Consider the following 19,428-nt stretch of genomic DNA (forward strand, 5'->3'; position numbering starts at 1 on the left):
TCAGTTGATATACTCGTTTCAACGCAATGATACCCATGCGACCGGCGATGGCAAGGAAAAAGATATAGGTGTTGCAAATTACCTGGTGACGATGATACAGATGCACCGTGACCACGCTGGAACACCCTCCTTCCCTGACCTGGCTGCTGTTGATCCATCAGCTGCCGGCCAAGCCGCCCTATGCCCGAGTGAAAATCTGGCGCCGCCTCAAAGGCTTGGGCGCCGTCACGGTGAAGAATTCGGTGTACGCGCTGCCGAGCAACGCCGAGACTCGGGAGGACTTTGCCTGGCTGGTGCGGGAGATCGTCGAACTCGGCGGCGAGGCCTTCACCTGCGAGGCGTCGCTGGTCGACGGCCTCGACGACGGAGAGGTCCAGGCCCTCTTCGATGCCGCGCGCGACCAGGACTACGCCGAGATCTCCGAGACCGCGCGGGAGCTTGCCGCTCGCCGCGCAAGCCTCGAAACGGCCGAGCTGCGCGCCGACTTCACGGCGCAGGTAGCGCGCCTGCGCCGGCGTCTCGACGAGGTCATGGCGATCGACTTCTTCGGTGCCGATGGCCGCGAGCCCACCAAGGGACTTGTCTCCGGCCTCGAGTCCGAACCACAACCGGAGGATCCAGCCATGGGCGAGACTTCAGCCGATGCCGGCACGGCCGGCGGGCCGAAGGGACGGGTCTGGGTGACGCGCAGGGGCGTGCAGATCGACCGCATCGCCTCGGCCTGGCTGATCCGCCGCTTCATCGACAGCGAAGCGCGCTTCAAGTTCGTGCCCGGCACCGGCTACGCGCCGCAACCCGGCGAGTTGCGCTTCGACATGTTCGAAGGCGAGTTCACCCATCGCGGCGATCGCTGCACCTTCGAGGTGCTGATCGGCGAGGTAAGGGCGCTGAGCGGCGCGGAGGATCCGGCGCTTGTCGCGATCGGCGAGATCATCCACGACATCGACCTGAAGGACGGCAAGTACGGGCGAGAGGAGGCCGCCGGCATCCGCACGCTGATCGCCGGCATAGCCGACTCCCATAAGGACGACGAGCAACGCCTGGCGCGCGGCGCCGCCGTGCTCGACGATCTCTATCAGTCCTTCCGGGGAAAGAGAGGCGGCAAATGACCGATCAGGCTCTGCCCGCCCGCCCGGCGGATGCGCCCGGCCACGGCGTGACCTTCGGCGAGGCGATGAAGGTCTGGCTGCGCGTCGCGGCCCTGAGCTTCGGCGGTCCCGCCGGACAGATCGCCGTCATGCACCGCATCATCGTCGAGGAGAAGCGCTGGATCGGCGAGACGCGCTTTCTGCAGGCACTGAACTACTGCACCCTGCTGCCCGGGCCGGAAGCACAGCAGCTCGCCACCTATATCGGCTGGCTGATGCACAAGACCAAAGGCGGGCTGGCGGCCGGCCTGCTCTTCGTGCTGCCCGGCCTGCTGTCGATCATGGCGCTGAGCTGGATCTACGTGATCTTCGGACAGGTCGGCATCGTGCAGGGCCTGTTCTTCGGCCTGAAGGCCGCCGTGCTGGCGATCGTCATCGAGGCCGTCGTGCGCGTCGGCAAGCGCGCGCTGAAGAACCGGGTGATGGTCGGCATCGCCGCCGCGGCATTCATCGCCATCTTCTTCTACGATGTGCCCTTCCCGCTGATCATCGTCATCGCCGGCGCGATCGGCTACATCGGCGGCCGCGCCGGCGCGGCGGCGTTCCTCGGCGGCGGCGGACACGGCAAGGTCGGCGACAGGCAGGTCGCCGATCGCGATTCGCTGCTCGGCGAGGAGACGCCCGCACATGCGCGTCCCAACCTGCGCTGGTCGCTGCGCATCAGCGCGGCGTTCCTGCTGCTGTGGCTGGGGCCGGTGGCGGCGCTGCTGGCTTTCCTGGGGCCGGACAACGTCTTCAGCAGCATCGCCGTCTTCTTCAGCAAGATGGCGATCGTCACCTTCGGCGGCGCCTATGCCGTACTGGCCTATGTCGCGCAGCAGGCAGTCGACCAGTACCACTGGGTGACCGCCGGCGAGATGCTCGACGGCCTGGGCATGGCCGAGACCACGCCCGGCCCACTGATCATGGTGACGCAGTTCGTTGGCTTCCTCGCCGCCCATCGCGCGCCCGGCGGTTTGCATCCCCTGCTCGCGGCGACCCTTGGCGGCCTGCTGACCACCTGGGTGACCTTCGCGCCCTGCTTCCTGTGGATCTTCTTCGGCGCGCCCTTCGTCGAGGCGTTGCGCGGCAACCGGGCGCTCTCGGCAGCGCTGGGCGCGATCACCGCGGCGGTGGTCGGCGTGATCCTCAACCTCGCGGTCTGGTTCGCGCTGCAGGTGCTGTTCAAGAGCCACGTGCCCGTGGGCTGGCTCGGCATGTCGCTGCAGGCGCCGGTGCTGTCGTCGGTCGACTGGCCGTCGCTTGCGCTCGCGGCGGCCGCGGCCATCGCGGTGTTCCGCTTCAAGGCCGGGATGATCCCGGTGCTGCTGGCCAGCAGCCTGGCCGGCATCGCCTGGCACTTCCTTCGTGGCGCGCTCTGACGGCTTCAGGCAGCGGTCTTGTGCGCGCGGCCCATGCCATTGAACAGGTCAAGCATGCGGCCGATCCAGCCGTGCAGCGGGTCGTCGCCGGCCAGCAGCGGCACGGCGCAAACGGTCCGCACCCACATGAAGGCGCCCATCACGGTGTAGTCCGGATAGGCAGGCGCGGCACCGGAAATGAACGGCTGGTCGCGCAGTTGCTGGCGCAGCGGCTCGAGCGTTGCGCGCAGCGCCGGAATGCGCTGCTCGCGCGCGGCGCTCTGCGCCGCCTCCAGGCTCGTGCCCAGGCGCTTCTCGCGGCTCTCGCGGAAGTACGCCTGGTCGGCGGGATGGGCGGCGGCATGGATGTCGGCGACGACCAGCGGGAACAGCGCGCCGTGCAGGGTGACATTGGTCCAGGCGGCGACAAAACGCGCGAACGCCTTGCCGCGTTCGCCGCCCAGCAGCGCCGGGCCGTCGGTATAGGCCTCGTCGAGTTGCTCGGCGATGTCCCAGCTGTCCTTCACCACCTTGCCGCCATGGCCGGCGTCGACCATGACCGGCACCGTGCGGGCCTGAGCAAAGGCGATCTTGTCCTTCTCGGTGAATCCCACCGGCACTTCGTCCCAGCTGAGCCGCTTGTGGGCCAGCGCGAACTTGGCGCGCCAGCAGAACGGGCTGGGCCGCCGGCCGCCGGTGACGTCGAGGTCATAGAGGGTGATCGTAGCCATGACGGCTCCATCGGTAGCGCGTGGCGCATCCTATCGACGGCTTGTGCCACACGGAACAGCCGGATGCGTCTTGAGCGGGTAAACTGGCACCATCGACCACATGGAGAGCCCCGTGGCCAACGTTCCGTTTGTCGCTCCGTCCTCGATCCCCGAGAGCTGGCGCAGGACGCCGCTGCAGCTGGCCGGCACAGGCGAAGTCACGATGTACCGTGGCTTCTCGCGCAACGCGCAACGACGCATCAACGAGCGCATGGTGGTGCGGCCCGAGCAGGACAGCGGCGGCATCTTCTCGCGCCGGCTCGACGCGGCGCACGACGCGATCTTCAACCAGTATGGCCGCAACCCGACTCTCGCCGGCCCGGAGGCGGGCGGCGTGGTGGCCGTCCACCTGAGCGCGGCGGATTGGAACCTGCTGGTACGGCAGAACGGTATCAGCGAGCGAGGCAACTACCCCGGCTTCTCGCGTCAGCTCAACTCGACCGAGATCCGCGTCAACTCGCCGGAAGCCGGCGAGCTGATCAACAACGCGCGGATGAGCCTGATCGCCCCAGACGGCCGCTACGACTTCCGCGGCCGGATCTAGCCGCTCCTGCCGTCGATCATGCGGATGATGCCGGAGAAATCGACGGCGCCCGAACCCGCGTTGACGAACAGGTTGTAGAGCTGCGCCGCCTCGGCGCCCATCGGCGTCGAGGCGCCGGCCGAGCGCGCCGCGTCCTGCGCCAGCATCAGGTCCTTGAGCATCATCGCCGCGGTGAAGCCGGCGGCGTAGTCGCGGTTGGCCGGCGATGCCGGCACCGGGCCGGGCACCGGGCAATAGCTGGTGAGCGCCCAGCTCTGGCCCGACGCCGTCGAGGCGATGTCGAACAGCTTCTGCGCATCGAGCCCGAGACGCTTGGCCATCATGAAGGCCTCGCAGGTGCCGATCATGGTGATGCCCAGCATCATGTTGTTGCAGATCTTGGCCGCCTGGCCGTTGCCGCTGGCACCGGCGTGCACGATGTTCTTCCCCATCTTCTCGAGGATCGGCCGGGCACGCGCAAAGGCCGTATCCGGACCACCGACCATGAAGGTCAGCGTGCCGGCCGCCGCACCGCCGACGCCGCCCGAGACCGGCGCATCGACCATGTCGAGTCCGGCCTTGGCCGCCGCCGCCGCGACGTGGCGCGCGCTGTCGACATCGATGGTCGAGCAATCGATCAGCAGCGCGCCCTTGGCCGCGGCGCCGAGCACCGAACCCTCGTAGACCTCGCGCACGTGCTTGCCGGCGGGCAGCATGGTGATCACCACCTCGGCACCGCTCACCGCCTCGGCGATACTCGCGGCGCGCGACGCGCCCGAGGCGACGGCGGCCTCGACCGCCTTGGCCGCAAGATCGAACGCCGCGACCTGATGCTGCGCCTTGAGAAGATTGGCGGCCATCGGCCCGCCCATGTTGCCCAGTCCGATGAAGGCGATCCTGGCCATATCCACTTCTCCCTCAGTCGAACGTCAGGTCGTTGGCGACCGGCTTGAAATGCGCCTCGACCATGTCGCGCGGGACTCCTTCGAGCGTCGCTGGGGTCCAGGTCGGCTTCTGGTCCTTGTCGATCAGCACCGCGCGCACGCCCTCGAAGAAGTCGTGGCCGGGCTTCATGCATTCCTGCGACATGCGGTACTCGATGGTCATCACGTCCTCGAACGAGCGGTTGGCGCAGCGCGCCAGCTGCTCGAGCGTGATCTTCAGCGACAGCGGCGACATCTTCTGCAGCACCGCGAGCTGCTTGCCGGCCCACTCGCCGCCGTGGGCTTTCAGCTTGGCGAAGATCTCCTCGACGCTGCCGGCCGAGAAGCAGCGGTCGATGTCCGCCATCATTGTCGGCAGAGTCGGTTGACCCGGATCCTCGGCGAAGGGCGCGACGATCGCGTCGATGCGCCGCGGCAGCGGCGTGCCTGACAGGTCGGCATTGGCCAACGCCTCGATCACCTGAGGCAGCCTGGCACTCGGCACATGGGCCTGCACGATGCCCGCCCAAAGCGCATCGGCGGCACGCAGGCGGTGACCGGTCAGTGCCAGGAACACGCCGAGAGCGCCCGGCAGGCGATTGAGGAAGTAGCCGCCGCCGACATCTGGGAACAGCGCGATCGCCGTCTCCGGCATGGCGAACAGGAACTTCTCCGTGGCGATCGAGTAAGTGCCATGGACCGACAGGCCCACGCCGCCGCCCATGTCGATGCCATCGATCAAGGAGATCCACGGCTTGGCGAAGCGGTAGATGCGGCGATTGACGATGTACTCCTCGCGAAAGAAGTCGCGCCGGCCGGTGCCCGAGGGATTCTCCTTCGCCTCACGCGCGAGGAACGCCACGTCGCCACCGGCACAGAACGCCTTGTCGCCGGCACCGCGCACGATCACCGCCTTCACCTGGGGATCCTTCTCCCACTGCGGCAGCATGCGCTCCATCTCGCGGATCATGCCCACCGACAGTGCGTTGAGCGCCCGCGGCCGATTGAGCGTCATCAGGCCCAGGCCGTCCTTCACCTCGAACAGTATTTCAGCTTCCGACACGCTCGCACTCTCCATCAACCCGTCATCAGCCGGCGCGCGATCACCACGCGCATGATCTCGTTGGTGCCCTCGAGGATCTGGTGCACCCGCAGGTCGCGCAGGTAGCGCTCCAGCGGGAAGTCCTTGAGGTAGCCGTAGCCGCCGTGCAATTGCAGCGCCTCGTTGACGATGCGAAAACCGGCATCGGTGGCGAAACGCTTGGCCATGGCGCTGGCCTGCGTCGCATCGGGCGACTTGGCGTCGAGCAGCGAAGCGGCCTTGTGGATCAACAGGCGCGCCGCTTCCAGCTCGGTCGCCATGTCGGCCAGCTTGAACTGTGTCGCCTGGAACTCGGCGATCGGCTTGCCGAACTGCTTGCGCTCGACGACATAGCGCGAGGCGGTCTCCAGGCAGGCGCGCGCGCCGCCCAGCGAGCAGGCGCCGATGTTGATGCGCCCGCCATCGAGACCGGCCATGGCGATGCGAAATCCGTGGCCCTCGGGCCCGATGCGGTTGGCTACCGGCACCCGGCAATTCTCGAAGATCACCGCCGCGGTAGGCTGGCTGTTCCAGCCCAGCTTCTCCTCCTGCTTGCCGAAGCTCAGGCCGGGCATGCCGTTCTCGACCACCAGGCACGACACGCCGCCGGCGCCCTCGCCGCCGGTGCGCACCATGGTGACGTAGATGTCGCTGCGGCCACCGCCGGAAATGAACGCCTTGGTGCCGTTGAGCACATAGTGGTCGCCGTCGAGCACCGCCTTGGTGCGCAGGCCCGCGGCATCCGAGCCGGCGCCGGGCTCGGTCAGGCAGTAGCTGGCGAAATGCTCCATCGAGCAGAGCCGGGGCAGGAAACGTTGGCGCTGCTCTTGATCGGCGAAGGCGTCGATCATCCACGCCGCCATGTTGTGGATCGAGATGTACGCCGCGGTCGACGGGCAGGCGGCCGACAGCTCCTCCATGATCAGCGCGGCGTCGAAGCGCGACAGCGCGCTGCCGCCGACATCGTCGCGCACATAGATGCCACCGAAGCCCAGGGCCGCCGCCTCGCGCAGCGTGTCGACTGGGAAGAACTTGTCGCGATCCCATTGGGCCGCGTGCGGCAGCATGCGATCGCGGGCGAAGTTGCGCGCGAGCGTCTGGAAGGCGAGCTGGTCCTCGGAGAGGGCAAAATTCATCGGCGGCCACCATAGCCAGCGACTCCGGCCTGTCAACGAAACGCAACCGCGCTATTCTGCAGGTGATAATGAAAAGGGGAGCGCGATGGCGTGGCGTGCAATGACGGCCGAGGAAACCGCCAGCCGACCCGAGGCGCACCTCGGAGGCTCTTTGCTGCTGGTGGTGGTCTGCGCCGCGGCGCTGGCTGTCACCTTCGTGATCACAATGCTGCTCGCGATACTGATGGTGGCTTCGGGGACGTTGGGCCTGTCGGTGGGCAACCTCTTCAGGTCGGGGATGGCAGGGTTAGGCGCACTCTACGCCGTCCCAATGCTTTTCTTGCTGCTCTGGGCGTTGGCATTCTCGCTCATGACGCTCGTGCGCTCGCCATTCACGCCGAGCTTTGCCGCGGGCGGGCTCATTGGCTGGGTCGGGGTGCGCCTGGTGATCGGCATCATCGGCCAGTTCTGGATCGCGAGCCGCTACAGCGGCGACGGCGGCGGTCTCGTCTTGCAATCGGTGCTGCCGATGCTGCTGGCCTTTGTCGGCGAGATCATGCTGGTCGCCGGCTTCTGGATCTACATGCGCGACGGAGATCGGCCCAACGGCTACTATCGGCGTCTCGTCCGGGCTTGAGTGGCGGGCAGGCCGACGGTGGGCAGTTCGAGAAAGCACTCCTTCGGCGCCGGCGGCGCTTCCTCGACGCGGCGCAGAATGAAGGTCGAGCAAGCCGGACCTTCGACGCGGCCGACGATGTGATGACGCCCGCCGGCGAAGCGGCCGCGGAAGTTCACCGTGACGTAGCCCGACGGCCGCAGGATCCAGTGGCTTTCGTCGCTTTCCAGATTGATCGTGCCGGAAGCCGTCTCGACATGGCCGAGCATGGTGTAGCAGCCGACCGGCACACTGGGGTTCTCGGCCACCGGGTAGAAGTGGAACAGCGCCTCGGCACGCTGGTCGTCGCCGCGGATGGTCAGTGTAACGCCCGTCAGGCCCTGAGCGCAGTAGTAGGTGCCCTGCCAACGCCCGGCCAGACGGTCCTGCGCCGGCGCCGATGTCGAAACCAGCAGCAGGGCCAGCAACACCACGACCAGCCGGATCATTCCCGCCCTCTCCCTGCGGCACGGCGAGGGCTTACGGGGCGGCGTTCCCTGCCCTATAAGCTCGGCCAAGGGAGAGATAGTCCATGCCGCAGCGCTACACCACCCTCGGCTCGTTCCCGACCACGCGCATGCGCCGCAACCGCCGCGCCGACTGGTCGCGCCGCCTCGTCGCCGAAACCAGGCTCGGCGTCGACGACCTGATCTGGCCGGTCTTCGTGCAGGAAGGCAGCAACGCGCGCACGCCGGTCGCATCGATGCCCGGCGTCGATCGCCTGACCGTCGATCTCTTCGTCGAGGCGGTGCGCGAGGCGCGCGACCTCGGCATTCCGGCGATCGCCATCTTCCCCGAGGTCGATCCCGCCGCGAAGACGCCGGACGCGCGCGAGGCCCACAATCCAAAGGGCCTGGTGTGCCGCGCCATTCGCGCCGCCAAGAAGGCCGTGCCCGACATCGGCATCGTCTGCGACGTGGCGCTCGATCCGTTCAACAGCGACGGCCACGACGGCATCGTCAAGGACGGGGTGATCCTCAACGACGAATCCGTCGAGGTGATGATCAAGCAGGCGCTGGCGCAGAGCGAGGCCGGCTGCGATGTGCAGGCGCCGTCGGACATGATGGATGGCCGCATCGGTGCCTTCCGCAAGGCGATGGACGATGCCGGCTACAAGGACGTGCAGATCATGTCCTACGCCGCCAAGTATGCCTCGGCGTTCTACAACCCGTTCCGCGACGCCATCGGCAGCTCGGGCGCGCTGAAGGGCGACAAGAAGACCTACCAGATGGACCCGGCGAACTCCGACGAGGCGCTGCGCGAGGTCGGCATGGATATCGCCGAGGGCGCCGACATGGTGATGGTCAAGCCCGGCCTGCCCTATCTCGACATCGTGCGCCGCGTGAAGGACGCCTTCGGCGTGCCGACTTACGCCTACCAGGTGAGCGGCGAGTACGCGATGCTGCGTGGTGCCGCCGATCGCGGCTGGCTGGTTTGGGAGAAAGTGCTGATGGAGACGCTCAGCTCCTTCAAGCGCGCCGGCTGCGACGGCATCCTGACCTACGGTGCGATCGACGCGGCGAAGCTGCTGGCGAAGAAGTAGCCGGCCGGCGCCGGCCATGCGCCTGATCCCGTCGGCCCGCGCCTTGCTGATCGATCCGCAGGATCGCGTGCTGATGATGAAGCTCGCCGGGCGGCGCATCGTCGATCCCGCCGCGCGGTTGCGGCCGACCTTCTGGGTTACGCCCGGCGGCTCGCTCGAGCCCGGCGAGTCGTTCGAGGACGGCCTGCGCCGCGAGCTGCGCGAGGAGACCGGCCTGGAGGTCGGCGATGTCGGCCGCCACGTCTGGATCAGCGACAAGGAACTCGACATCGCCGGCGAGCGCGTGCTGACGCGCGCCCACGTCTACGCGCTGCGCGTGCCGGCCTTCGAGCCCGTCGTGCGCACCATGACAGCGGACGAGGCCGACGCTTTTCGCGGCTTCCGCTGGTGGTCGATCGACGACATCGCCAGTTCGCGCGAAACCTTCATACCGCGCGACCTCGCCGGCCTGATGCGTCCCCTGCTCGCCGGTGACTGGCCAACGGCGGCGATCCGGATCGCGCCTTAGAGGTTGCTCAGCCGCGGCCGGATCGCGTGTGCCGGCCCGGGCCCGATGGGCTCGATCGCGTCTTTGCGCCTGCCATCCGCATTGACGTCGGGCATAGCCGATGTCGGCTGGCCCTCCTGTGGAGCCTCCAGGCCGTCTGGCGTGCCGCCGGCGTTGCGCTCGCCCCGGGCGTTGAGCGCGGGCTGTGGCTTGGTGAAACCGGCGTCCCTCATGCACGAGTCGATGGCGGCATTGGCGGCGACCCCCTGCGCCGCGCCGTGCACCATCCCCACCACCAGCGCTCCTACGAGAATGCCGATCACGCCCCCGGACGAGGTCGCTTGCTGGTAGGCATGCGATGGTACTGGCCCCGACGTACGGGCGTTCGCCTCGGCCCTGCACTTGGCAAAGGTGGCGTCACGGTGCTCGACGCTGGCTTCCTCCTTGTTCCAGCTATCCGCCGTCGGCGCACAGGCCGGCAGCATCGCGACAAGCGACATGGATACCGCGCAAACACGGATGGCGCGACGCATACCTCTCCCCCAATCAGTCTGCAGCGCAGCCAACAATTTAGGGCAGTATCGCGCGCGCGGCAATCAACCGATGCTACGGCACGCCAGGAAAGCTGTTGACGTACATGATCTTGACGTCGGGAAAGGACGTCACGAACTGGACCTTCAGGTCCGGCCAGGACGTGACCACCTGCCACTTGCCACAGGAATCGGGAAACGAGCCGACGTTCATGACCTTGAGGTCGGGAAACGAGTTGACGATCTGCACCTTGATGTCGGGCGAGGAGGTCACGACCTGGACCTTGCCCCACAGCTTGCGGCCCTTGAAGGTGCAGTCCTTGCCCACCGCCTGCGCGCTCGCTTCGCCCGCGACGGCGGCCAGCGCCAGCATCGCTGCCACCGCGCATGTCACGCTTCTCATTTCGTGATCTCCCCGATGAAGCGCTCAATCGCGCGATCATGCCACGGCAGCGCGTGACCCGCGGCATGGAATCCGACATGGCCGCCGCCTTCGGCAAGCAGCGGCGTCAGATCGGGATGCGCCCTCCAGTCGAAGCCGCGATAGATCGCGATCGGTATCCACGGGTCGTCGCTCGCGGCGATCGCCAGCGTAGGCTTGCGGATGGCGGGCATGAATCTCAGGGCCTTGTTCTTCTCGTAGTAGTCCTCGGCGCCGGCGAAGCCGTGGCGTGGCGCGATGAAGACGTCGTCGTACTCCCATACCGAGCGGCAGCCGAGGATCGCGTCGCGCTCCGTCGCCGTCAGCCGCGCGCCCGCGGCCGTCGCCTCCGCTTTCATCTGCCCAAGGATGTAACGATGATAGAAGCGATTGCGTGGCCGCAGCATATGCTGGCAGGTCACCGACAGATCCACCGGCGTGCACACGGTGGCCGCACCGATCAACGGCGCCGAAGCTCCCTCCTCGCCGAGGAACTTGAGCAGCATGTTGCCGCCCAGCGAGTAGCCGACGGCGAAGATCCCGTCCTTCGTCAGGCGGGGATCGAGCAGGCCGAGGACGGCGCGGAAGTCCTGGGTGCGGCCGGCGTAGTAGATGTCGCCGCAGGTCGTGCGCGACTCGCCGGCGGCGCGGAGGTTCAGCCGCAGCACCCGTCGGCCCTGCGACAGCATGTGACGTGCGGTGGTGCGCACGTAGGCGCTGTCCTCGCTGCCGGTCAGCCCGTGGATCAGGATCACCAGCGGGCCACCGCGATCGACCGCCGGCCGGTCGAGCCTGGCAAGCAGCGTGTCGCCACTGCCGTCGGCCATCGGCAGTCGGATGCGCTCGCTCGCCCCGGCGCCCAGGTGCGTCGTGGGCGGCAGGATGCGGTTGGCGATGGTCTGTAGATCGGCGGTCAGCCAGGGGAATCGCGGGCGAAACGGCTCGATGTCGAGAGCGACGGACATTGCGTCGAACAATACCATTGTTGCCTCCGTCGCAGGCGCCGGACATAACCTGCCACCATGGTCCGTCCATCCTTCGCCCTGGGCGTCGCCCTGGTCGCCGGCGCCGCTCTGTGCTGGAGCGTCGCCGGCGTCGTCACGCGCTCGCTGCAGGCCAATCCGTGGGAGATCGTGTTCTGGCGCTCGGTGGTGATGGCCCTGACCATCGGCGGCTATCTCATGGTCTTCGATCGTGTCGCGACGCTCGACGCGCTGCGTCGCGCCTGGCGGGCGATGCTGCTGAGCGCCTTTTGCCTGTCGGGCGCCTTTGTTGGTTTCTTCGTTGCATTGCAGCACACCACCGTGGCCAACACGCTGGTGGTCACCGCCTCCGCGCCGCTGATCGCCGCCCTGCTGGCGCGCGTGTTTCTTGGCGAGGCGGTACGGCCGGCGACCTGGATCGCGATGCTCGCCGCGATCGGCGGCGTGGCGCTGACGGTCGTCGATTCGCTCGCGGGCACGGGCATCGTCGGCCCGCTCCTGGCGCTCCTTTGCGCCATCTGCTTCGCCGCCAACATGGTGGTGCTCCGGGCCCGGCCCGACGTGAGCATGATGTTCGCCGTAGTGCTGGGTGGCATCGTCTCGGCGCTGATCACCCTGCCCCTGGCCTGGCCCTTTCCGGCGCCGACCAACGAGATTCCTTGGCTTGCCTTCCTCGGCGTCGTGCAGCTCGGACTCGGTCTGGTGCTGTTCACCCTGGGCCTGCGCCACCTGCCGGCGGCAACCGCAAGTCTCGTCGGCCTGCTTGAGACCGTGCTCGGCCCGCTCTGGGTCTGGCTGGCCTTCAGCGAATCGCCTGGCCTCTACGGCTTCATCGGCGGCGGCGTGATCGTGGGAGCGCTGGCGCTCAACACCCTGTGGGAAATGCGCGCCGCCAGGCCACGGCTGGCGCCGGCCTAGCGGGCCACCCTTTCGCCATGCTCTCGCCGCAGGCTGGTGGCGCATGAGGCGCGTCGTCATCGTTCTCAGCCTCGCCATCGCCGCACTGTTCGCGTTCGGCCACCCGCTGCGCTGGACGACGGCGGCGTTGCTCATGTCCGACATCGCCGCCTCCGGCGAGCGATCGCTCTTCAAGCGCCTCACCGGAACGCCGCGCGAAGCCACCAGCACGCTGCGCAACGTCGAGGTCGATCTCTACACGCCGGCCAGCGGCGCCCGGGCGAGTCTGGTGCTGGTCCCCGGCGCCGCGGTGCTCGGTCGCGACGAGCCACGCCTGCAGAACCTGGCGCGCTCGCTGGCGCGCGTCGGCTTCCTGGTGATCGTTCCGGAATTGCCGGGCCCGCGCCGGTTGTCGCTGTCGCGCGCCGATGCCGATACCCTGGCGGAGGTGCTGCGCGGCGCCAACGCCAATCGCCCCTGGCTGCCTTCCGGCATCGCCGCGATATCCTACGGCGTCGGGCCGGCGATCATCGCCGCGCTCGAACCCGACCTCGTGTCCAAGGTCGACTTCATCATCGGCATCGGCGGCTACCACAGCACCGACAGCGTCATCCGGTTCCTGGTCACCGGCACCTTCCGCCGCGCGAACGATCCGCTGCTGCATCGCATGGGGCCGAACACCTACAGCCGCTGGGTGTTCTTGCAGGCCAATGCCGGCCGCCTCGAGGACGAGCGCGACCGCGACCTGCTGCGCTCGCTGGCCGATCGCCGGCTCGAGGACAGCACCGCCTCCTCTGCCGACGTTCGGGCGATGCTCTCGCCGCAGGGCCTGGCAGTGCTCGACCTGCTCGAGGAAACCGACCCGGCGAAACTGCCCGCCCTGATCGCGGCGCTGCCAGAGGCGGTGCGGCGCGACATCGATGCCTTGAACCTCGCGCTGCACGACCTGAAGCCGCTGAAGGCGCGCCTGATCCTCGTGCATGGCCGCAACGATTCGATCATCCCCTACAGCGAGAGCGAGGCGCTGGCTGCCGCCGCGCGACCCGGCGCGGCGAGGCTCTTCCTCGTCGATCGGATCGGTCATGTCGGCTTTTCCGCCGTCACCCTGGACAATGCCTGGGGTGTCTGGCGCGCCGTCGACGCGGTGCTGGCCGAACGGAGATGATCGGGGCGCGCCCGCGACCAGGCAATTGCTGGCCGTAGCCCGGCGCACTATGTCTGGAAGGTCCATCTCGTCTGAGCTATGACACTCCCGATTCGAGGGAGTCGCATGAGCGTTTCTGCCACCAAGGGCCCGCTGTCGGGCGTCACTGTAATCGACCTGTCGCGTATCCTCGCCGGTCCCTACTGCACCATGATGATGGCCGAGCTCGGCGCGCGGGTGATCAAGGTCGAGCCGCCCAAGGGCGGCGACGACGCGCGCGCCTATGGGCCGTTCATCGAGGGCCGCTCGATGTATTTCGCCTCGGTCAATCGCGGCAAAGAATCGATCGCGCTCGACCTGAAGCTGGATGCCGACCGCGCGATCTTCGAAAAGCTGCTGGCCAAGGCCGACGTCCTGGTCGAGAACTTCCGCCCCGGCACCATGGAGAAGCTGGGCTACGGCTGGGAACAGCTGCATCCAAGGTACCCGCAGCTGATCTATGCCTCGGCCTCGGGCTTCGGCCACACCGGTCCGAACTCCAGGGACCCGGCCTACGACATGGTCGTCCAGGGCATGGGCGGCATCATGAGCGTCACCGGCTATCCCGAGGTACCGCCGGCGCGTGTCGGCATGTCGATCGGCGATATCGGCGCCGGCCTCTACACCGCCATCGCCGTCAACGCCGCGCTGCTGCACCGTTTCCGTACGGGCGAATCGACAAAGGTCGACATCGCGATGTTCGACTGCCAGATCGCGCTGCTGGAGAACGCGGTGATGCGCTACCAGGTCGAGCGCGAGATTCCCGGCCCGCTCGGTGCACGCCATCCCACGATCACGCCGTTCCAGGCCTTTCGCACCGCCGACGGCTTCCTGATCATTGCCGCCGGCAATGACGGGCTGTGGCTCAAGACCTGCGAGGCGCTGGGCCGGGCCGACATGGCGGCCGACCCCGCCTACAAGACCAATGCCCTGCGCCTGAAGAGCTTCGAGAAGATCCAGGGCGAGATCGAATCGGTGCTCAAGACCAACACCACCGAGCACTGGATCGCGGTCATCGGCAAGGCCGGCGTGCCGTGCGGGCCGATCAACAACATCGAGCAGGCGCTGGCTCACCCGCAGGTCGCGGCGCGCAACATGCTGGTAACGGTGCCCGACGGCAACGGCGGCGTGCTCAAGCTGGCCGGCAATCCGCTGAAGATGTCGGCCTTCGCCGACGACACGACGCGCCCGCCCGCGCCCGACCTCGACAGCGACCGCGTGCGCATCGTGAAGTGGCTGGACGGGGCGTGATCGCTCCCGTCGCAGCATGAAGCGCCTGGGCCGCATCCTCGGCCGACTCGGCGGCGTGCTGGCCTCGCTGGTCATCGTGCTCGCGGTGATGGCTGCAGGCCTCTACTTCCATCTGCGCGGCTCATTGCCTTCGCTCTCCGGCAACCGCACCATCGCCGGCCTGCGGGACCGCGTGCAGATCGTGCGCGACACCAACGCGGTGCCGCACATTTTCGCCAGTTCATACGAGGACGCGGCCCTGGCGCTTGGCTACGCCCACGCCCAGGACCGGCTGTGGCAGATGGAGTTCGGCCGCCGTGTCGGCGCCGGCCGCGTCGCCGAGATGCTGCCGCCGCTGGGCCCGCTCAAGCCGCTGCTCGATCTCGACCGCACCATGCGCGGTCTCGGCGTCTATCGGCGCGCGCAGGAAAGCGTCAACGCCCTGCAGCCGCGCACCCGCCGCATCCTCGAGTCCTACGCCCAGGGTGTGAACACGTATATCCGCGACCGCCAAGGCTCGTTCGGCCCGGAGTTCACGCTGCTGCAGGTGACACCCGAACCCTGGGCGCCGGCGGATACGCTGGTGATCGCCAAGCTGTTCGCGCTCAGCCTCGACGGCAACTGGCGGGCCGAGCTGATGCGCGCGCGCGTGATGCTGGCGCTGGGCGAGCAGAAGGCGCGCGAGCTCTTTCCCCAGCTCGACGATGCGCGCGACGCCACGCTATCGGTGGTCAATGAGGCACTGCGGTCGCTGCCGCTCGATCGGCTCTACGACGTCACCGAGCACGACGCGACGCGCAAGCGCGAGGCATCGAACGAATGGGTCGTATCGGGCGCGCGCACGCGCTCGGGCAAGCCCCTGCTGGCCAACGATCCGCATCTCGGCCTCGCCGCGCCCGGCACCTGGTATCTCGCCCGCCTGGTTGGCCGGGATTTCGACATCCGTGGCGCCACCATGCCCGGGGCGCCGGCGATCCTGCTGGGCCACAACAACCGCATTGCCTGGGGATTCACCACCACCAACCTCGACAGCCAGGATCTCTTCATCGAGAAGATCGATCCGACCAATCCCAACAACTACGTGACCCCCGACGGCTCGCGCGCCTTCGCCGTGCGCGAGGAGGTCATCAACGTCCGCTTTGGCGACCCTGTGCGCCTGCGCGTGCGCGAGACGCGCCACGGTCCGGTGATTTCCGACGTGCTGGATCCCAAAGCCATCGCCGCGGCGACACCCGCGGGCCATGTGCTGGCGCTCTCGGCCACCGCGCTCGATCCCGCGGACACCTCCGCCGAAGGCTTCCTCGAGATCGGTCTGGCGGCCAACTGGGAGCAGTTCCTCGCTGCAACGCGCAAGATCGTCAGCCCGATGCAGAACATCGTGTTCGCCGACATTGAGGGAAACATCGGCTTCATCTCGCCGGCACGCGTGCCGATCCGCCGCCGGGGCGACGGCAGCCTGCCGATGCCGGGGTGGACCGGCGAGTACGATTGGGCGGGTTTCGTGCCCTTCGAGGAGCTGCCGCGCGCCTTCAATCCGCCCAGCGGTGTGATCGTCAATGCCAATGCGCGTGTCACGCCCCAGGCCTATCGTCATTTCATCACCAGGGACTGGGTCGAACCCTACCGGCAGCGCCGCGCCGCGGCGATGCTCGCGGCCGCCCAGCGCCACAGCGTCGGCAGCATGATCGCGATGCAGGAGGACAACGTCTCGCCCGATACGGCCGACACGCTGCCTCTGATGCTGGCGATCGAGCCGCGCAGTTTCCGCCAGGCCGCCGCCATCGACATGCTGCGCGCCTGGAACAGGCGGATGCTGGCCGACCGGCCGGAGCCGTTGATCTACAGCGCCTGGCTGCGCGAGCTGCACCGCGCGCTCTACTCCGACGAGCTGGGCGAGGACCTTTTCCGCGAGGTTTCCGGCCAGAGCGTCGCCTTCCTGGTCAAGACGCTGCGCGAGAACAGCCCGTGGTGCAACGACACGCGCACGCGCGAGGCCGAGACCTGCGCCGACATCATCGCACGGGCGCTCGACACGGCTCTGGACCAGCTCGTCGCACGCTTCGGCGCCAGCATGGAACGCTGGCGCTGGGGTGACGCGCATCCGGCGGTCCACCGCCATGTGCTGCTCGATGCCCTGCCGCTGGTACGCAACTTCGCCTCGGTTCGCTTTCCCTCGGACGGCGGCCCGCATACGCTCAACCGCGCCGCATACAGCGTACGCGATCCCTTCGGCGCCGTGCATGGCGCGACCTTGCGGGCGATCTACGATTTCGATGATCTCGACAACAGCCGCTTCGCCATCCCGCTGGGCCAGTCCGGCAACGTGCTGTCGCCGTGGTACCGGAACCTGGTCGACGGCTGGCGCCGCTTCGACTATGTGCGCATCGCGGGATTCCGCTTCGCCGTGATCAACCAGGGCATCGGCACTCTCAATCTCGCGCCACCGGCGAAGTAGGCATCAGCCAACCCTTGTAGGCGACGAGCCTGCCGAGCAGCGGCACGGCTATATCGACATCGAAGGTGAAGCGCCCGCGCCCGTCGATCCGCTCGCTCACATGCACGCGCGGCCAAAGTGCGCGCGGCAGGCGGATGCCCAGCACATAGGCCGCCGCGATGGCCTGCGACAGGCCATTGCCGTCCAGCGTATTGCGCAATGCGAAGGACAGGACGCCGAAGCGCTCGATTACAGTGCCCGTATCCGGCCCCTCGCCGGCGTATTGCAGCGAGACGAACGGTCTGCCGGTGAACCATCGCCGCCAGCGCTCGACGCCATCGCGCGCCTCGAACTCGACCGTGACGTCGACATCCCGGGCCGCGCGCGGCATGCCGACGATGCGCGCGGCGATGAAGGCCAGCGGATTGGACGCGCCCACGATATCGGTGCGACCCGACCAGAGCGCGCGCGAGACATTGTCGTGCAACGCCCGGATCGGTGCCGGCAGAACGGACCAGGCGCCGCACCCACAAACGCCTTCGTAGACCGGCCCGACTTCGTCCGACGCGGTGCGGATCGCCAGCCCTTCGGCGACGGCGAGGATGTCGTCGAGCGCCAGCAGTCCGACGCAAGCCCGCGCGCCGCGCTCGGCGACGGAGCCGCGCTCCAAGCCACGGGCCAGCGCGACGGCGGCGAGCGTCGGCACCCATGGTCCGTCCCCAGACTCGGCGATCAGGCGCCAGCGGCGCGAGACGGCGCGGCCGTCCGCGTGACGGCCGGCGACATCGACCGCCATGCCGCCATGGTCGGTGCCAAAAGCGCGAACGAGGTCGGCGGTCCAGACAAGGCTGACCACTGCCGGGGCCAGGGAACGCACCCAGCGCCAGCGCACCGGCCATGAGAGCAGCCACAGCCCCAGATGCAGGAGCGACAGTTCCAGCCCGGCATGGAACAAGACGCGCTCACGCACCTGGTAGCGTTCGGGGAAGATCGCGAGATCGGGCACGTCGCAGGCCGAGAACCAGCGGCGTCCCAGGGTCGGCAGTCGGCGACGATGCAAATCGTGCCAGCCAGGGACTTCGCACCATCGCCCACCTCGCCACACACTTAGTGGACGGCCGACATAGCTCAGGATCGAGGCCACGGTGGCGCGGCCACGTGGCGCGCGATTGCCCGGCGTGATGGCGATGTCGATTGCCTCGATGTCCGCGAGGCCCTCACGCAGCCGGTCGACAACGGCCGACGACAGCGCGGGGACCGTGCTCGCGCCGCTGGCGACCAGGACTCCAGCAGCGCCCGCCGCCTCATCGAGCGCGCCGATGCCGGCGACAAAGTCGCGCGCATCGGCAAGGTCGATGTAGTGGGCGCCCATCGCGATGCAGGCCGAGGCGACGGCATAGTCGCGGCCCTGGAACGGCCCGGCAGTATGGATGACCAGGTCGGGCCCGGTCGCGCGCAGCGCCTCATGCCAGTCGCCGGCGAGATCGAACGCGGCAGTCGTCACCCCGAGTTCCTGGCGCAGCCTCCCCAGCCTTGCGCGGTCGCGGGCGACGGCGGTGATCGCGATCGCGGGATCGCGCACCAGCAGCCGGCAGATGCGCGCGCCAAACAGGCCGGTCGCGCCCAGAACCGTAACCTTCATTCCACGAACCGGCGGCTGATGTCGGGTGTCGGGACCAGGCACGAGTCGCGCTTGCCGAACAGGCGGTAACGGTTGTCGGCGATGGCGTTGTAGACACAGTCGGTCAACGCCAGCGGCAGGAACCGCAGAACCGTCAGCCACGGCCAGGGCCAGGGCAGATGACGCAGGATGGCGAAGAGCGCGCCCGACTTGAACCAGGCGCGGCCATCCTCGATCAGGATGCTGCTTTCGAAATCCGTCGTCGAGAGGCCCAGCCGCGAGAGCAGCGACTGGCCCAACGGTGTCTGCGCGGCAACGAAGCGGAACCGGGCCCGGGAATCGCGCCGGATGACGAAGGCGACGAAGCCCGAGCACATCACGCAGACGCCGTCGAACAGGATCAGCGGCCCCACCACCGCCGGCGGCGGCAGGGCGGTTCCGTTCGGCGGCACGCGCCGTCGCGACGACATGGGGTGCCCCTTTTTCGTCCCTCGATCCTGCGCGTGAACATTGATCATTGCCATTGACAGGAAGCCGCATGTGG

The 19,428-nt window shown here is 68.1% G+C and carries 20 protein-coding genes; 10 read left to right on the forward strand and 10 right to left on the reverse strand.

The features are described 5' to 3' along the window. The first annotated feature begins 143 nt into the window (after positions 1-143). Together KF889_26080 and chrA are read left to right on the forward strand one after the other, a co-directional pair. A complete protein-coding gene (locus KF889_26080) occupies positions 144-1,109 on the forward strand; it encodes a chromate resistance protein (protein ID MBX3502929.1) in 966 nt (321 codons plus the stop codon). Then, positions 1,106-2,509 (forward strand): chromate efflux transporter, encoded by a 1,404-nt coding sequence (gene chrA / locus KF889_26085; protein ID MBX3502930.1) that lies wholly within the window; start codon positions 1,106-1,108, stop codon positions 2,507-2,509. The genes KF889_26080 and chrA overlap by 4 nt, the downstream gene beginning before the upstream one ends. Before the next feature lie 5 nt (positions 2,510-2,514). Here chrA and KF889_26090 read toward each other — a convergent pair whose 3' ends face one another. Then, positions 2,515-3,219, reverse strand: coding sequence for a glutathione S-transferase family protein (locus tag KF889_26090; protein MBX3502931.1), 705 nt, complete (start codon positions 3,217-3,219; stop codon positions 2,515-2,517). 112 nt (positions 3,220-3,331) lie between these two features. Here KF889_26090 and KF889_26095 point away from each other — a divergent pair, with 112 nt between their 5' ends. Further along, on the forward strand, positions 3,332-3,802 hold the full coding sequence (locus KF889_26095) for a hypothetical protein (protein MBX3502932.1): 471 nt from the start codon (positions 3,332-3,334) through the stop codon (positions 3,800-3,802). Here the strand turns inward: KF889_26095 and mmsB are convergent. The 3 genes from mmsB to KF889_26110 are packed head-to-tail and all read right to left on the reverse strand — an operon-like array spanning position 3,799 to position 6,921. Next, positions 3,799-4,686, reverse strand: coding sequence for a 3-hydroxyisobutyrate dehydrogenase (gene mmsB, locus KF889_26100; GenBank protein MBX3502933.1), 888 nt, complete (start codon positions 4,684-4,686; stop codon positions 3,799-3,801). The genes KF889_26095 and mmsB overlap by 4 nt on opposite strands. A 13-nt stretch (positions 4,687-4,699) precedes the next feature. Continuing rightward, positions 4,700-5,782 carry an enoyl-CoA hydratase/isomerase family protein gene (locus KF889_26105; protein MBX3502934.1) on the reverse strand — a complete coding sequence of 361 codons (1,083 nt, stop codon included), beginning with the start codon at positions 5,780-5,782 and terminating at the stop codon, positions 4,700-4,702. Continuing rightward, positions 5,782-6,921: an isobutyryl-CoA dehydrogenase gene (locus KF889_26110; GenBank protein MBX3502935.1), complete on the reverse strand. Its 1,140-nt coding sequence runs from the start codon at positions 6,919-6,921 to the stop codon at positions 5,782-5,784. Before KF889_26110 ends, KF889_26105 begins: the two co-directional genes overlap by 1 nt. Positions 6,922-7,006: 85 nt before the next feature. On the opposite strand from KF889_26110, the gene KF889_26115 reads away from it, so the two are divergent. Then, on the forward strand, positions 7,007-7,537 hold the full coding sequence (locus tag KF889_26115) for a hypothetical protein (protein MBX3502936.1): 531 nt from the start codon (positions 7,007-7,009) through the stop codon (positions 7,535-7,537). On the opposite strand, the gene KF889_26120 is transcribed toward KF889_26115, so the two are convergent. Continuing rightward, positions 7,513-8,004 carry a hypothetical protein gene (locus tag KF889_26120; GenBank protein MBX3502937.1) on the reverse strand — a complete coding sequence of 164 codons (492 nt, stop codon included), beginning with the start codon at positions 8,002-8,004 and terminating at the stop codon, positions 7,513-7,515. The genes KF889_26115 and KF889_26120 overlap by 25 nt on opposite strands. Positions 8,005-8,087: 83 nt before the next feature. Between KF889_26120 and hemB the strand changes: the two genes are divergently transcribed. Together hemB and KF889_26130 are read left to right on the forward strand one after the other, a co-directional pair. Then, the gene (gene hemB / locus KF889_26125; GenBank protein ID MBX3502938.1) at positions 8,088-9,098 is read left to right on the forward strand and encodes a porphobilinogen synthase; all 1,011 of its coding nucleotides are present in this window, start codon (positions 8,088-8,090) and stop codon (positions 9,096-9,098) included. A gap of 16 nt (positions 9,099-9,114) precedes the next feature. Continuing rightward, complete coding sequence (locus KF889_26130) at positions 9,115-9,606, forward strand: NUDIX domain-containing protein (protein MBX3502939.1); 492 nt, start codon at positions 9,115-9,117, stop codon at positions 9,604-9,606. Here KF889_26130 and KF889_26135 read toward each other — a convergent pair. The 3 genes from KF889_26135 to KF889_26145 all read right to left on the reverse strand — a co-directional run bounded on the left by KF889_26135 (position 9,603) and on the right by KF889_26145 (position 11,501). Further along, on the reverse strand, positions 9,603-10,118 hold the full coding sequence (locus KF889_26135) for a hypothetical protein (GenBank protein ID MBX3502940.1): 516 nt from the start codon (positions 10,116-10,118) through the stop codon (positions 9,603-9,605). The genes KF889_26130 and KF889_26135 overlap by 4 nt on opposite strands. Positions 10,119-10,191: 73 nt before the next feature. Next, positions 10,192-10,488: a hypothetical protein gene (locus KF889_26140; protein ID MBX3502941.1), complete on the reverse strand. Its 297-nt coding sequence runs from the start codon at positions 10,486-10,488 to the stop codon at positions 10,192-10,194. A gap of 26 nt (positions 10,489-10,514) precedes the next feature. Continuing rightward, entirely contained in the window at positions 10,515-11,501 is a 987-nt protein-coding gene (locus tag KF889_26145) for an alpha/beta fold hydrolase (protein MBX3502942.1), read from the reverse strand. A gap of 57 nt (positions 11,502-11,558) precedes the next feature. On the opposite strand from KF889_26145, the gene KF889_26150 reads away from it, so the two are divergent. The 4 genes from KF889_26150 to KF889_26165 all read left to right on the forward strand — a co-directional run bounded on the left by KF889_26150 (position 11,559) and on the right by KF889_26165 (position 17,284). Continuing rightward, a complete protein-coding gene (locus tag KF889_26150; GenBank protein ID MBX3502943.1) occupies positions 11,559-12,437 on the forward strand; it encodes an EamA family transporter in 879 nt (292 codons plus the stop codon). Positions 12,438-12,480: 43 nt separating this feature from the next. Then, complete coding sequence (locus KF889_26155; GenBank protein MBX3502944.1) at positions 12,481-13,581, forward strand: alpha/beta hydrolase; 1,101 nt, start codon at positions 12,481-12,483, stop codon at positions 13,579-13,581. A 105-nt stretch (positions 13,582-13,686) separates the two neighbouring features. Further along, positions 13,687-14,850, forward strand: a complete 1,164-nt coding sequence (locus tag KF889_26160) for a CoA transferase (protein ID MBX3502945.1) — start codon at positions 13,687-13,689, stop codon at positions 14,848-14,850. A gap of 16 nt (positions 14,851-14,866) precedes the next feature. Next, the gene (locus KF889_26165; protein ID MBX3502946.1) at positions 14,867-17,284 is read left to right on the forward strand and encodes a penicillin acylase family protein; all 2,418 of its coding nucleotides are present in this window, start codon (positions 14,867-14,869) and stop codon (positions 17,282-17,284) included. On the opposite strand, the gene KF889_26170 is transcribed toward KF889_26165, so the two are convergent. Next, on the reverse strand, positions 17,259-18,905 hold the full coding sequence (locus tag KF889_26170; protein MBX3502947.1) for a DUF4166 domain-containing protein: 1,647 nt from the start codon (positions 18,903-18,905) through the stop codon (positions 17,259-17,261). The two genes, KF889_26165 and KF889_26170, sit on opposite strands and share 26 nt — an antisense overlap. Then, positions 18,902-19,354, reverse strand: a complete 453-nt coding sequence (locus KF889_26175; protein MBX3502948.1) for a thiol-disulfide oxidoreductase DCC family protein — start codon at positions 19,352-19,354, stop codon at positions 18,902-18,904. The genes KF889_26170 and KF889_26175 overlap by 4 nt, the downstream gene beginning before the upstream one ends. Positions 19,355-19,428: the final 74 nt, after the last annotated feature.

The sequence above is a fragment of the Alphaproteobacteria bacterium genome (genome assembly GCA_019635875.1).
Classification (GTDB): domain Bacteria; phylum Pseudomonadota; class Alphaproteobacteria; order Reyranellales; family Reyranellaceae; genus JAFAZJ01.

Bases quoted from the DNA above. Each gene is read 5' to 3' on its own strand.
- KF889_26150 (MBX3502943.1), top strand. From the start codon at position 11,559: ATGGTCCGTCCATCCTTCGCCCTGGGCGTCGCCCTGGTCGCCGGCGCC.
- mmsB (MBX3502933.1), bottom strand. From the start codon at position 4,686: ATGGCCAGGATCGCCTTCATCGGACTGGGCAACATGGGCGGGCCGATG.
- KF889_26140 (MBX3502941.1), bottom strand. From the start codon at position 10,488: ATGCTGGCGCTGGCCGCCGTCGCGGGCGAAGCGAGCGCGCAGGCGGTG.
- KF889_26120 (MBX3502937.1), bottom strand. From the start codon at position 8,004: ATGATCCGGCTGGTCGTGGTGTTGCTGGCCCTGCTGCTGGTTTCGACA.
- KF889_26160 (MBX3502945.1), top strand. From the start codon at position 13,687: ATGAGCGTTTCTGCCACCAAGGGCCCGCTGTCGGGCGTCACTGTAATC.
- KF889_26115 (MBX3502936.1), top strand. From the start codon at position 7,007: ATGGCGTGGCGTGCAATGACGGCCGAGGAAACCGCCAGCCGACCCGAG.
- KF889_26170 (MBX3502947.1), bottom strand. From the start codon at position 18,905: ATGAAGGTTACGGTTCTGGGCGCGACCGGCCTGTTTGGCGCGCGCATC.
- KF889_26105 (MBX3502934.1), bottom strand. From the start codon at position 5,782: ATGGAGAGTGCGAGCGTGTCGGAAGCTGAAATACTGTTCGAGGTGAAG.
- KF889_26145 (MBX3502942.1), bottom strand. From the start codon at position 11,501: ATGTCCGTCGCTCTCGACATCGAGCCGTTTCGCCCGCGATTCCCCTGG.
- KF889_26090 (MBX3502931.1), bottom strand. From the start codon at position 3,219: ATGGCTACGATCACCCTCTATGACCTCGACGTCACCGGCGGCCGGCGG.
- KF889_26175 (MBX3502948.1), bottom strand. From the start codon at position 19,354: ATGTCGTCGCGACGGCGCGTGCCGCCGAACGGAACCGCCCTGCCGCCG.
- KF889_26135 (MBX3502940.1), bottom strand. From the start codon at position 10,118: ATGCGTCGCGCCATCCGTGTTTGCGCGGTATCCATGTCGCTTGTCGCG.
- hemB (MBX3502938.1), top strand. From the start codon at position 8,088: ATGCCGCAGCGCTACACCACCCTCGGCTCGTTCCCGACCACGCGCATG.
- KF889_26110 (MBX3502935.1), bottom strand. From the start codon at position 6,921: ATGAATTTTGCCCTCTCCGAGGACCAGCTCGCCTTCCAGACGCTCGCG.
- chrA (MBX3502930.1), top strand. From the start codon at position 1,106: ATGACCGATCAGGCTCTGCCCGCCCGCCCGGCGGATGCGCCCGGCCAC.
- KF889_26165 (MBX3502946.1), top strand. From the start codon at position 14,867: ATGAAGCGCCTGGGCCGCATCCTCGGCCGACTCGGCGGCGTGCTGGCC.
- KF889_26155 (MBX3502944.1), top strand. From the start codon at position 12,481: ATGAGGCGCGTCGTCATCGTTCTCAGCCTCGCCATCGCCGCACTGTTC.
- KF889_26130 (MBX3502939.1), top strand. From the start codon at position 9,115: ATGCGCCTGATCCCGTCGGCCCGCGCCTTGCTGATCGATCCGCAGGAT.